This is a genomic window from Parasphingopyxis marina (assembly GCF_014237875.1).
In the GTDB taxonomy this organism is placed as follows: domain Bacteria; phylum Pseudomonadota; class Alphaproteobacteria; order Sphingomonadales; family Sphingomonadaceae; genus Parasphingopyxis; species Parasphingopyxis marina.
The window spans coordinates 99,879-112,907 of the sequence record NZ_JACJVJ010000003.1 but is presented as its reverse complement, the minus strand read 5'-3'; the positions used below and the strand labels follow the sequence as shown (position 1 = coordinate 112,907).

Genomic DNA, 13,029 nt, shown 5'->3' with positions numbered 1-13,029 from the left:
GAAGTGGCGGATATGCGCCAAACAGGTGTCTTTCGAACAAGGCCGCACGCAAGACCGAAAGGAATAGCAATGGAAATTGGCAACTGGAGTTCCATGGCGGGGATGGACGACGTCTATCGGCAAGTGCGCGGACGCGGCCTCGAGACGAATATCGCCGAGCTTGAGACCTTCGGTTTCACGGTCATTCCTCGCGAAAAAACAGGTGCGCCGGCCGGTTTCGCCGAGCAGTTGCTCGACAAGCTGCAAGCGATCATCGCGGACGAAGATGCACTGACCGTCGAGCTCAACAAGCATGAAGACACCAAGCCGGCAGCGGGCCGGCAGCTGTTTCATCTTCTCGCCCGCGACCAGCTGTTCATTGATGCGATGATGAACCCGGTGGTGCGGCTGATGGCGAGTTATACGATGGGGCTGAGCTATCGCCTGGCCGGTCTCGTCGCTTTTCTCAAAGACGGGCCAGCACGGCCAACGGCCATGCACAGCGATAGCGTCGGCGTCCCTCCGCCGCTGCCTGCCTATAGCACGGTCTGCAATGTCAGCTGGATCCTCACCGACTATACGGTCGAGAACGGCACCCTCGGCTTCGTTCCGGGCAGTCACCGCTATCGCCGCCATCCCACCCAAGCCGAGCAACCGCAGTTCGCTGGCGGCGCGCTACCTGACGACACGGTCGCGCCGCTGATCGCGCCGCCCGGCTCGCTTGCCGTCTTCACCGGCAACACCTGGCACTGCACCTTCCCCAAGAAGAATGACGTGCTGCGCGCCCATATTGCGACGAGCTTCGCGCGCAATTTCGTCTATCCGCCGGAATCGTTCGACGATCTCCCCGATGAGATTGTCGCGGGGCAGGGTCCGGATTTCGCGCGGATCATCGGCCGCCAGGACTGGCAGGGCTATCGGTCCGAAGGCCCCAAGCTCGAGAATATGGCGCTCGTCCACGGCACCTATCAAAGCCAATATGGCTAGGAACGGGTGGCAGGACGACTGGAGCTGGATAGACGCGGGCCTTACCAGTCGGGCGATGCCTGGATCCGCGCCTTTCGCAGCCGTCGCCTCTCGAGCCGTCGGCGAATGATGCCATGCCGGCGATCGTCGAGCGGGAACCAGAGCAGGAGCACCGCGGCGATTACATAAAAAGGCAGCGGCGCGAGACAATAGACATAGCGTAATGCGTCGAGCGCTTCTGGGCTGTTGTCCTGTGACGCGCTGAACCCCAGCCAGTCGAGCATCGGCAAGGCCGTGCCAACAGCGAGGGCGGGCGCGATCTGCTGCGCGAAAGCCCAGATGCCGAAATAAATTCCGCCGCGCTGTTCGCCGGTCTTGAGCGCATCATAGTCGATGACATCGCCCATGATACCCACCGGCAGCGTCAGAAAGGCCGAACTGGCGCCGCCCAACACGCCCATCAGCCCGACAAACAGCCAGCCATCCCCGGGCCTCAGCTGAAACGCTACGCAGCTGGAACAGATAATCGCGATGAACAGCGAATAGGCGACCGCCTTGTGTTTGCCGATCCGGCGGCTGATTTTTACCCAGACCGGCACGAAGAGAAGCACGGCAATGAACGACACCAGCAACACCGGCCCGATCAGCTCTGGCTGGCCGAGATAGTAGGACACGTAGAAAATCAGGGTGGCGCTGGCGATGCTCGATCCGATGCTAAGCACGACGAAGCCTATGCACAGATAGCGGAAGGCGAAGTTACCGAAGATGTCCTTGACGGTCGGCCACCAAGGTTTCTCGGCGGGCGCCTTGGGCATGGATGGCGGTTCGGGAACCCAGCGTATCGCCGCCCATATGGCGGGCGGCGTCATCAGGATCGCGGCCCATCCCATGATCGACATTGTGTAGCGATCGAGGCCATGGCCGTAGAGCGCGGTAATCGCGGGAATGCTGACTGCGAGCAGGATGCCGATAATGTTGAATGTTTCGCGGAAACCGGCGAGCTTCGATCGTCCATGATAGGTATCGACGACCTCCGCGCCCCAGGCGGAATAAGCCAACCCCAGCATCGAGGCACCGAAATAGATCACCATCGAGGCGACCATCAGATAGAGCCCATTTGCCCAGTCCGGCGGCATGAAGATGAGCGCCGTTCCCAGCATCATGATCGGCGCGCCGATCACCATCCAGGGCCGCCGCCGCCCCCATCGCGATCGGGTCGTGTCCGACAGGCGGCCCAGCGCGGGGTCGATGAGCATGTCGAAGGCGCGCGAAACAAAAAGAAAGCCGCCGACGACCGACAGGCTCAACCCGAATTGTTCTGCGTAGAACGCCGGCACCATGAGCGGCACCGGGATGTAAAGAAACGCCATCGGAAGCGCCGGCAGGCCGTACATAGCCATGCGCCAGAGCGCCATGTCCTCGCCATGCCCGGATTGGCGCCGGGCTTCCTTTACGTCGCTCATTGCACGCTTCCTTCGCAAGCGGAGACAAGCAGATCCTGTGCCTGATTGCGAGATAACCGTGCCAGCTCTTGCAAGCCGGTCCGCGCTGACGCGTTGTTGCGGAGGATATAGTCGCGGTTTTCGGGATTTTCTCGCGCACGCCATTCGGTGATCAATACGGTCATCGCCTGGCGGGCGGCCATGAAATAGGGAAGCAGCTCAAGCTCCTTTTCGCACAGCGGCAGATATTGGTGATAGCCCCCGACGCAGGCTGCGACGCCGGCGAGCGGATTGTCCCCGGGTTCCAGATGATAGCAGCAGGCGATGGCGAGATCCCCGATCAACGGGCCGTGGATCATGTCGCCGAAATCCAGAATCCCGCTCACCCGTCGCGGCGCGTCGGCGCTGACCAGAATGTTATGGGGATTGAGGTCATTATGGAGAATCTGCGAACGCAGCAGAGGTCCCGTCTCGACGACATGTTCCTCGAATGCAGAAATCGCGCCGGCCGCGGGGCTAGCGATATCGTCGCCTTCGATATGTTTGAGCAGCGGCCGCAGTCGCGTAACATTGGCGAAATCCCACAAAAGGCCGGTCGCGGGCCGCGTTACCTCAAGTCCGCTCAGGCCCGAATCCAGCCGCGCAGTGACATTTCCGATCTCGCGCATCAGTTCAGGCGATGGGGTGACGGTGTGCAGAAGTTCGCCCGACAGATAGGTCAACAACCGCACGGCGCGCGGCTCCCCGTCTTTACTTTCGATCAGGCCAAATAGCCGACCGTCAGGCCTCGATACGGGTTGGGGGACGACGAGACCGGCGCCGTCACGCGCCAGATGGGCAAGCGCCGCCACCTGAAATTCGGTATCGATGAGATCTTCCGCCGGATGGGATATCTTGAGGACATAGGAGACGCCGCCGGCGGCATCGATGCGGAAATTCTCGTCGCGCTCGCCGCCCAGCGGACGCGCCACCCCTTCCACGTCGAACATGTCGCGGGCAATTTCAGCCGCTTCGTCCGACGAAACTCGTCCCGTTCCCTGCCCCAATAACGAACCCATAAGCGTTTTTACTTCGTCATTGGCACCCGCGATGCTCATCGGGCGCGCTTGGCATTGTAGGGCAGACGAAAGGCGAGCCGGCGACTAGAAATTGTAGACCAGTCGCGCGCGGAAGGTGCGGGGAGCGTTATAGAAGCTCATATAGCTTCCACCGCTGTCGCGCGTCGCGACAGCCGGATGGCTGACGTCTGTCAGGTTGCGGCCTTCCAGCGAAAGCTCCCAGCGGCCTTCGTCGCCCGCCACGGATATCCGCGCGTCGAGCGTACCGTGACTGGGAATGTGATACAGCGCGTAACTGATATCGCTGCCACCGGCGGTATAGGAGGAATCGGGATTGGGCGAAGCCTGCCAGGCATAGTTGACCTGAAGCGCACCCCTGAGCGCGGCCGACAGCGGAAATTCGTACCGTGCCAGGGCGAACATGCTCCAGCGCGGAGCGCTCACCGGCAGACCTTCGAGCGCATATGGTTGGCCGGTCAGCGTTACCGAAGTGGCGTTTGAATCGGTTATCGACCCTTCAAGATAGGCGACATTGGCCATTAGCGTCAGGCCATCGACCTCCGGCGGAGTCCATGCCAGTTCAAGCTCGGCCCCGTACAGTTCGACATCGCCCAGATTGCCGAGCCGGACCGCCGTCAGATTGTTGGCGGGGTTGACCTGATTGAGATAGCCCTGCCGATCCTGATAGTCGTAATAGAAAGCGGCACCGTTGACGCGGAGGCCACCCGGCCATTCGGTTTTGAAACCAAGTTCATAGGCCCAGATTGTTTCTTCCAGATAGGGAAGAAGCACGGACGTATCGGTCGCCACGCCCCCGAAAAAGCCGCCCGATTTATACCCGCGCGTCGCGGTCGCATAGAGCAGCACATCATCGGAAGGATGGAAGTCCAGACCGATATGGCCAGTCCAGTGCGTCTGGAGATTGATCTCGTCGCTATAGCCTTCGAACAGGTTGAAGTTGAGCGCCGGGACGAAAAGCGTCGCATTGTATATCCGCCGGCTCTCGTCCGTGTAACGGAGCGAACCATGGAGACGGACCCGATCCGAAAAATCGTAGCCGAGATTGGCATAGACCGCCCAGGCCTCGGTCTTCTGGTTATAACTGCGGGTAAGCGAATTGACCGGCGGCGGCGCGGCGATGACGTTGTCGGTCAGCGCGAAATCGCGGCTGTCGTCGATACGATCGTAATTATAGACCCCGCCGATCAGCCAGTCGAAATTCGAGTCCGTGGTCGAGGTGAGCCTGAGCTCCTGTGACCAGACCGAGAAATGGACGTCGCTGTCTTCATGGCCCAGCGCCAACTGCGACCCGTCATAGTCGAACACTTGCCGATAGTCATAGGTCAGCCGATTGGTGATCGAGGTCAGCGTGGCGAAACCGAGTTCGAAATCGGCCTGGAAGTTGTAGTTCATCCAGTCATTGTCGAGCTGGTTGATCGGATTGGAGAGCACGACGCGCGCATTGTCCGACTGATCCCTCGCCGAAAAACCCAGAGGCTGGCCCATGGCCAGCAAGTTGCGGTCGGCCCAGGTACCGCATAGCGCCTCGTTCTGCCGGCCGGCGATCACCGGCGCGCAAAAGGCGAAAGGAACGGCAAGATCCTCGCTCGCGGTAGCGCGACCGAGTAGCGTTTCGGAATTGTCGCTACCCGTTTCGATCTTGACGCGCAGCCGCACGAAATCGCTCGGTTCGAACAGAATCTGCCCGCGCAGGGAAAAGATATCCCGGTCGCCGTGATTGTCGTCTCCGGGCGTTGCAAGGCTGTCCTGCCAACCGCCATCCTGGTCCGTTCTTGCTGAAATCCGTATGGCCAGGCTGTCGGACAGAGGAACGTTGAGCGCCCCCTGCGCTTGAATGCGGCCCCAGCTCCCATAGCTCGCATCGATATAACCGCCGAACTCGCTGGTATCGGGCTGCCTCGAAATCAGGCGGACCGCGCCGCCCGTCGTATTGCGCCCGTAGAGCCCGCCTTGCGGACCTTTCAGGATTTCGACGCGATCGACGTCGTAGAGCGCAAGACCGGAAAGCGCGTTCGAGGGAAGATAGAATTCATCGTAGAAGATCGCTGCGGTCGGCGTGTTGTTGGGATTGAAATCGGCGAGCGCCACGCCGCGGATCACCCAGGTCGGCTGACCGGCCCCGCGATCGTCGTACAATGTCGCATTGGGAACGACGCGGATCAGGTCCTGAAGCTGGTCGGCGCCGACTTCGCGCAAATCGTCCTGCGAGAAGGCCGTTATCGCGATCGGCACGTCCTGCAGATTCGCCTCGCGCCGGGTGGCGGTGACGACGATCGGCGTCGATCCCGCCGCCTCGGTCGTACCCCCTGTTTGCGCCACGAGCGGCGAGCCCGTGCCCAGAATTAGCGCCGCCGAAGTACCGAGCAGCAGCCATTTGCGCGTTTGCCGAATACGGTCGCGGCGCCCCGAGCCTTTGTCATTCCCCAAAATCATTACCGACCCCCTCTTGTGTTATGTCAGTATATGAAACTGTGATATCAGATGAATCGGGACCGAGTAAAGGAAAAAATCTTGGGGCCGAAACATCGCGCATTTCAGGGCCTATCTGGCCATATGCTAGCGGGCAGGCTTGCCTGTCGGGAAGGCGTTTGGCATAACAGATAAATGGCGGTTGCCCGACTCTATCCCGATCTCGATATCGATGCGTCCCCCGGAGAGGCGCAGCTTCATAAGCGGGCCTATGACCGATTATGCGAAGCATTAATGCGCGGCGAATTCTCGCCCGGGCAGAAATTGACCTTCCGCTCGCTCGCCGAGGCTTTGGGAGTCAGTGTGACACCGGTCCGGGAAGCCGTGTCGACATTGGCCGCACTGGGCGCCCTTCGGGTCCATCCCAAACGGCATATCGAGGTGTCGAAACTCTCCGCCGAAGCTTATGTCGAGATGCTCGAATTGCGCCGCTTGCTGGAAGGCCATGCCGCCGCCAGAGCCGCCGAAAGAATTACCGACAGCGAAGTCGAACAGATCGTCGAGATCAACGACGGCCTGATGCAATATGCCCTGGCCGGTAATCTGCGCAAAGCCATGCGCGATAACCAGCGCTTCCATTTCGCAGTCTACAGGGCATCGCGATCGGCCTATCTCGTCGAGAATATCGAGCGGCTCTGGCTGCTCATCGGCCCCTCGCTGAATCTTCACCTTGCCGAGGAATATGCCCAGGGCAAGGAAGTGCTCCAGTCCGGCTTCGAGAACCATATCAAGTTGATAGACGCCCTTCAGGAGCGGGATCCGTCCGCGGCCCTGAGCGCCATCATCGGCGACATGGGCGTTTCTTGCAGCCATATGCTGGCCGGCCTGCTCCGTGATTCGAGCCTGTCAGTCAGTGTGCTGAAGGAACTCAACAGCCTGAGCGAGACCCCGGCTTAAGCGCGCGGGTTTCGACATCACCCTCAAAGCGTCCGGCCCACGATTTCCTTCATGATCTCGTTGGCGCCGCCGTAGATCCGCGCGACGCGGCTATCGAGCCACATGTGCGAGATGGGATATTCGAGCATATAGCCATAACCGCCGAAGAACTGCAGGCACTCATCGACGATTTTGCCCTGGAGGTCGGTCGTCCACCATTTCAGCATCGCGGCTTCGTCTTCGCCAAGCCGGCCGTCGACGAATTTGAGGATGCAGCGCTCAAGGAAAATACGCGCAACGCGCGCTTCGGTCTCGGCCTCGGCGAGTTTGAACCGCGAATTCTGAAAATCGATGATGCGCTTTCCGAAGGCCGTGCGCTCCTTGGTATAGGCAACGGCATGATCGATCGCGCGTTCCATCATCGCGACTGCGACGATCCCCGTCAGCAGCCGCTCCTCGGCGAGACGTTCGACCATCTGGCGAAAGCCCTGACCCTCGACTTCGCCCAACAGCCGGTTGGCCGGAACGCGGACGTCGTCGAAGAAAAGCTCGGCGATATCCGCGGGGCCTTGCCCCAGCTTCTTGAGCGGTGCGCCATGGCTGAAGCCGGGAAGGTCGGCGGTCTCGACGATGAACAGGCTAATGGCTTCCCCGGTCTTCGCGGCGGTGACGACGACACCGGCCGAGGCACCGTTGGAAATGAAGGTTTTCTGTCCACTAAGGACATAAGCGTCGCCATCGCGCTTTGCAGTCATCCGCATGCCGCGCAGATCGCTGCCGGCGCCCGGCTCGGTCATCGCGATGGCACCCACGGTTTCGCCCGAGATCATTTTCGGCAGAATTTCCGTCTTTTGCGCGTCGGTCCCGTAATGCGCGAGATACGGCGCGACGACATCGCTATGGAGCGACATGACAGGTGCGGTGGCGCCGGCACGCACCTGTTCCTCGATCAGGACGACGGCGAACAGGAAATCGCCTCCCGAGCCGCCATAGGTCTCGGCAATACGCGGGCAGAGCAGGCCGAGTTCGCCGGCGCGCCGCCAGATCTCGGGCGGCGCCATGCGCGCGCTCTCCCACGCTTCCTGATGCGGCGCGCATTCGCTTTCGAAGAAGCGCTTCGCCGTCGCGCGGATCAGCTCATGCTCATCGCCGTAAGGCAACATCGTGACAGGCGCGGCGGTCATAGCGAGCGTCCGATCAGATCTTTCATGATCTCGTTCGTGCCGCCGGCGATGCGGCCGAGCCGGGCATCGGCATAGCGCCGCGCAATCGGCGTTTCGCGGATATAGCCATAACCGCCAAAGAGCTGCAGGCACTCGTCGATGACCTCGCAGCATTTGTCGGTCGTCCACCATTTGGCCATCGCCCCGTCGCGCGCATCGAATTGCCCCTCGACGAATTGGTCGATCGAATGTTCAAGATAGGCCCGGGCAACCGTGGTCATCGTCTTGCACTCGGCAAGGGTGAAGCGGGTGTTCTGAAAGTCGATGAGACGCTGGCCGAACATTTCGCGCTCCTTGGCATGGACGATGGTCTCGTCGAGCGCCGATTCCATATTGGCGACGGCCGACATCGCCATGATCAGCCGTTCCTCCGGCAACCGCTCCATCAGCTGATAAAATCCCTGCCCCTCGACCCCGCCGAGCAGCGCGTCGGCAGGCAAGCGGACATCGTCGAAGAAAAGCTCGGACGTATCCTGGGCCTTGCAGCCGACCTTGCGGAGATTGCGTCCGAGCGCGAACCCGTCGGCATCCTTCGTCTCCAGAAGGAACAGGCTCATGCCCTTGGCCGCGCCCGCGGGGTCGGTCTTGGCGGCAACGACGATCAGGTCGGCGAGCTGCGCGTTGCTGATGAACGTCTTGCGGCCGTTGAGCAGATAGCCATTCCCGTCGCGCCGGGCATTGGTGGAAATGTTCTGCAGGTCGCTCCCGGCGCCCGGTTCGGTCATTGCGATCGCCGTGATCATTTCCCCGGACGCCAATTTGGGAAGATAACGCTGCCGCTGCTCCTCGGTGCCGTAGAGCTCGATATAGGGCGCAATGATGTCGCTATGGAGATAGAAAGCGAGCTCGCCAAAGCCCGCCCGCGTCTGCTCCTCGAGTACGATCAGGCAGTGAAACAGGTCTCCCCCGCCACCGCCATAGGCCACATCGACCTTGGTGCAGAGCATGCCCAGTTCGCCGGCCTTACGCCAAATATCGCGCGAAACCATGCATTGCTCCTGCCATGCCTCGCGATGGGGCATGCATTCGCGGTTTATGAAGCGGCGGACACTTTCCCGGAATATCTCGTGCTCGGGCGTGTAATGGCGCGATTCTATCATGGGGAAGGCCGATCTAACACGGGACGTCATTTCTCCTGGATTCAGCGGCTGACGGCGAACCGCTGCCTAAATCGGAGCCCGAGCTCCGGTCGGCGGATGCAGCCGGGCCCCGAATGGCAACGATCATCTTGTTCCGCCCCATCCCGTTTCCCGTTTCGGCAATGCCGTGTTCACCCTGCTCTCCCTTGATGGGGACACTGGTCAGTTGGAAACCCGCCAACGGCACGCGCGGTCGATCGCGCTATTTGGCCGATGCAGATGCGCCCTTCGTCCGGAACGGCTCTTCGCCGTCGCCATAATGGCGGGAGACGCTTTCATGAATCCCGGTGGGATCAATCGGCAGGCCGTGAACCTCCATCGCATGGCTGTGCGCCAGCTGGTGCAGGGCGAAGGCTGTCTGAAATGCCGAATGCCGGCCCTGGGCATCTTGCGCGGCATTGACGGCCTGCTTGACCATCCGGGTTGCAAATCCGGGCTGGCGCGCGATCTGCATCGCAAGATCCAGCGTTTCGGCCTCCAGCCGGTCAGCCGGGACAACCCGGTTGATCATGCCCAATTGCCGCGCCTCGTCCGCGCCAATGGGCTCGCCGGTCAGCAGCATTTCCTTGGCTTTGCGCGCGTTCATCTCCCAGGGATGGGCGAACCATTCCACACCCGCGATCCCCATCGCGACCGTCACTTCCTGGAATTGCGCATCGTCGGCCGCCACGATCAGGTCGCATGGCCAGCACAGAAGCAACCCGCCCGACACGCATTTTCCCTGGACAGCGGCAATCGTTATCTTGGGCAGATTGCGCCAGCGTTCGCAGAAGCCCGTATACAGTTCCTCTTCACGCGACATGCGCCCTTCGGCGCCCGGGCGCCGGTGCTGCTGGAATGGCGTGACGGGCCTGTAGCGGTCCTGATTGTCATGGTGATCGCGCTCCCGGATGTCGTGCCCGGCCGAGAAATGCTTCCCCGTCGCCGCCAGGATGATGACCTGAATATCGTCATCGGCAGCCGCGCGATCGAAGGCGTCATTCAGCTCGTAGAGAAACTGGGTGTCCTGGGCGTTCGCCGCCTGCGGCCGATCCATGATGATCCGGGCGATACCGGGTTCCGGGGTCTCGTAGCGAATATGTTCGGGCGTCATCGTATCTCGTCTCCGAATTCAGGCGGTCATTTCCGCCATTTCATTGTGCATAGCGTAAAAGGACTGCGGGACCTTCGACTTGTCGCCGCTGCCGCTAAGCTTGCCCGTTTCCGCTCCCAGCTTTTGGAGCCGGAGATATTCCTCCTGCGTCGTGTCGTCGATCGTCAGGCGCGCTAGGGGCAGTACGAAATCATAGTCGGCCACGGTCTTGAGGTCCGCGCTCTCGATTTCCCCATCTTCGAATACAACTTCACCGCCGACAATATGGCAATGCCAGGCGATCACGCCATTGCCGTTCTTATCGAGATGTTTCGGCACGCCTGTGAAAACCTCACAGATGCTGAGTTCCAGTTCCGGCCCCGCAAGAGCCGTGTATTTCTCCAGCAGTTCGCAAAGTTTTTCCAACCATGCGTCGCTTGCGAACTCGATGCGCTCTGCCATTGCGCTCTCCTCATCCATCCTGGGTTTCATACGCAGTCCCGGCCAGATCGGTTCTTTCAGATTGGGCTTTCGCTTCTATCAACCTGTCCCTTTCCCGGGCCCGATCTCTCCCTGTTCGCCATGGTTGCATACAATGTCAGGACACATGAGGCGCACCAACCCGCTAGTCTCTGCTCCGGCAAATCGCGCGTCGGGGCCGTATCCCGGCCCTTGCGCTATCCCCGAAACACGCGCTTCAACACTCGCGACTGGAAACGCCAACCGGCATCGGTCTTCGTAAACCGGTCGGCATATTCGCCAATAGTGGCCGGCAGGCCAGCTGGCCTTATCCCCGAAGCGTCCGGCTCCGCATCGCTATTATACACCGTGAGATAACAGGAGCCCTGGGCATGAGTTTCGTCGATGACGGTCACCAGCCGGTTGGTAATGACATGTCGCATGGTGAGGCCCGTGGCAGCCAGTGCGCGGATCGACTCGCGGATCGAGGCATGACCGACAAAAGCTCGATGTTCGGGCACTTCCACGCTTCCGTTCTCGACGAACAACTCCACAAATCCTTCTATGTCTCCATTGTCCGCGGTCTGGGCATAGCGCGCCTGCAATCGTTCGCAGCTACGCTCGATCAAAAGCCTTTCCGCCGGGTGCATCGCCTGATCCCCCATCAATTCACCTGCCTGTCCCGTCCGGCCCAATAGGCAGCGCGCAATTCGCGCTTCAGAACCTTGCCCGAAGCATTGCGTGGCAAGGCATCGAGAAAATCTACCGATTTGGGGAGCTTGTAGCCGGCGATCCTCTCGCGCGCATAAGCGATGATGCCGGCAGGATCGGGCTTTGCGCCTAGCGTGAGAACGACGACCGCCTTCACGGCCTCGCCCCATTTCGGGTCTGGTATGCCGATCACCGAAACATCGGCGATATCCGGATGGCCGCGCAATGCGGCTTCGACTTCGGCAGGATAGACATTTTCGCCGCCCGACACGATCATGTCCTTCACCCGGTCCCGAATGAAGAGATATCCATCTTCCGAGAGACTACCGGCGTCGCCGCTGCGAAACCAGCCGTCATCGTCCATCACCCGCCCCGTCTCGGATTCCTGTTTCCAATATCCCCGCATGATCGCCGGCGTTCGCAAGCATATCTCGCCAATCTCGCCGGTCGGCAGCGGCGTGTCGCTATCGGGACCGACAATCTTCACGTCTACGCCAGGCAAGGGCTTGCCCGCCGACGCTAGGTTGGGATTTCCCGGCACATGGTCCTCCGGCGGAAGATAGGTCACCGCGCCGCAGGTTTCGGTAAGGCCGTACATCTGGACGAAACCGCAGTCGAATACCGCAAGCGCCTGTTCGAGCAGCGGCAACGGAATGGGCGCCGCGCCATAGAGGAATTGTTTCATCGATCCGAAGTCTTCGGGCCGCAAATCGGGGTGGTTCACGATCATGTCGATGGTGGCCGGGACCAGCGCCGTCTTGGTCACCTTGAACCGGCGAATGGCGTCGATGACGTCGGCATTCACAAATTCCGGAAGGACGACGTTCGTCGCGCCGACATAGACGCCAACCACGCCCCAGCCGGTTCCGCTGATATGGAAGGCCGGCAGCGCGACCATGCTCATGTCGTCCGCGGTCCACATATTCCAATCCATATCAGCCCCGAAGGACGACGGCTCGGAGGCCGCCATCTCGTTGAAGGCATAAAAGGCTTGATGGCTCAGCTGCACGCCCTTGGGCAGGCCAGTCGTTCCGCTCGTGTAGAGCTGGACGGCCACATCGCCCGGATCAATCGCGCTCGGGCGGTCTTCTGCGCTTTGCCCGTCGCGCCACGTTTCATATTGTATCCAGCCGTTTGCACCCTCTCCGGTCGCGATGATCAAGCGTATGCCCGTCAGCTGATCGGCGATATCGTGGACAGACGGCGCGCAGAAATCGTCGGTAAACAGGATTTCGGCCTCGGCATCGGCGATGATATGCACGATCTCGGGCTTGGCGAGCCGCCAGTTGACGGGCACCATTACCGCCCCCAGCCGGAACGCGCCGAATAGCAGCTCGAAATAGAAATCCGAATTCTTGCCAAGATAGGCAATCCGCGAGCGCGGACCCAGACCCTGGGCGGCAAGACCGTTCGCCACCCGGGCCGTATGTCTATCGAAATCGGCATAGCTGGTATGCCTGTCCCCAAAGATGAAGGCCGTGGCATCGCCGCGTGACTGCCCGTGAAACCGGGGCGCATCGCCGAGCGTGCGGATCTCAGGATGATAGGTAGCGGCAGCGGTCTTGCCTGCGGGCGGGGTGGCCGTTGCCGTAATCATGTTCGGATCTTCCATGC

Annotated in this window: 11 protein-coding genes; 2 read left to right on the top strand and 9 right to left on the bottom strand. The window is 60.9% G+C overall.

From position 1 onward, the window contains the following. The first annotated feature begins 69 nt into the window (after positions 1-69). A complete protein-coding gene (locus H6P80_RS15095; protein ID WP_185802253.1) occupies positions 70-966 on the top strand; it encodes a phytanoyl-CoA dioxygenase family protein in 897 nt (298 codons plus the stop codon). A gap of 41 nt (positions 967-1,007) precedes the next feature. On the opposite strand, the gene H6P80_RS15090 is transcribed toward H6P80_RS15095, so the two are convergent. The 3 genes from H6P80_RS15090 to H6P80_RS15080 are packed head-to-tail and all read right to left on the bottom strand — an operon-like array spanning position 1,008 to position 5,899. Next, positions 1,008-2,408, bottom strand: a complete 1,401-nt coding sequence (locus H6P80_RS15090) for an MFS transporter (protein ID WP_185802252.1) — start codon at positions 2,406-2,408, stop codon at positions 1,008-1,010. Then, the gene (locus tag H6P80_RS15085) at positions 2,405-3,484 is read right to left on the bottom strand and encodes a phosphotransferase (protein ID WP_185802251.1); all 1,080 of its coding nucleotides are present in this window, start codon (positions 3,482-3,484) and stop codon (positions 2,405-2,407) included. Before H6P80_RS15085 ends, H6P80_RS15090 begins: the two co-directional genes overlap by 4 nt. 45 nt (positions 3,485-3,529) lie before the next feature. After that, positions 3,530-5,899, bottom strand: a complete 2,370-nt coding sequence (locus H6P80_RS15080) for a TonB-dependent receptor (protein ID WP_185802250.1) — start codon at positions 5,897-5,899, stop codon at positions 3,530-3,532. A 171-nt stretch (positions 5,900-6,070) separates the two neighbouring features. On the opposite strand from H6P80_RS15080, the gene H6P80_RS15075 reads away from it, so the two are divergent. Then, a complete protein-coding gene (locus H6P80_RS15075; protein ID WP_185802249.1) occupies positions 6,071-6,832 on the top strand; it encodes a GntR family transcriptional regulator in 762 nt (253 codons plus the stop codon). A gap of 23 nt (positions 6,833-6,855) precedes the next feature. Here H6P80_RS15075 and H6P80_RS15070 read toward each other — a convergent pair whose 3' ends face one another. The 6 genes from H6P80_RS15070 to H6P80_RS15045 all read right to left on the bottom strand — a co-directional run bounded on the left by H6P80_RS15070 (position 6,856) and on the right by H6P80_RS15045 (position 13,012). Further along, positions 6,856-7,995, bottom strand: a complete 1,140-nt coding sequence (locus H6P80_RS15070; protein ID WP_221893055.1) for an acyl-CoA dehydrogenase family protein — start codon at positions 7,993-7,995, stop codon at positions 6,856-6,858. Then, positions 7,992-9,134, bottom strand: a complete 1,143-nt coding sequence (locus tag H6P80_RS15065; RefSeq protein WP_221893054.1) for an acyl-CoA dehydrogenase family protein — start codon at positions 9,132-9,134, stop codon at positions 7,992-7,994. Before H6P80_RS15065 ends, H6P80_RS15070 begins: the two co-directional genes overlap by 4 nt. Before the next feature lie 241 nt (positions 9,135-9,375). Then, a complete protein-coding gene (locus H6P80_RS15060) occupies positions 9,376-10,266 on the bottom strand; it encodes an enoyl-CoA hydratase (protein ID WP_185802247.1) in 891 nt (296 codons plus the stop codon). 18 nt (positions 10,267-10,284) lie between these two features. Then, complete coding sequence (locus H6P80_RS15055; protein ID WP_185802246.1) at positions 10,285-10,707, bottom strand: hypothetical protein; 423 nt, start codon at positions 10,705-10,707, stop codon at positions 10,285-10,287. 215 nt (positions 10,708-10,922) lie between these two features. Continuing rightward, entirely contained in the window at positions 10,923-11,369 is a 447-nt protein-coding gene (locus tag H6P80_RS15050; RefSeq protein ID WP_185802245.1) for a nuclear transport factor 2 family protein, read from the bottom strand. Next, positions 11,369-13,012, bottom strand: coding sequence for a long-chain-fatty-acid--CoA ligase (locus tag H6P80_RS15045; RefSeq protein ID WP_185802244.1), 1,644 nt, complete (start codon positions 13,010-13,012; stop codon positions 11,369-11,371). The genes H6P80_RS15050 and H6P80_RS15045 overlap by 1 nt, the downstream gene beginning before the upstream one ends. Positions 13,013-13,029 lie beyond the last annotated feature (17 nt).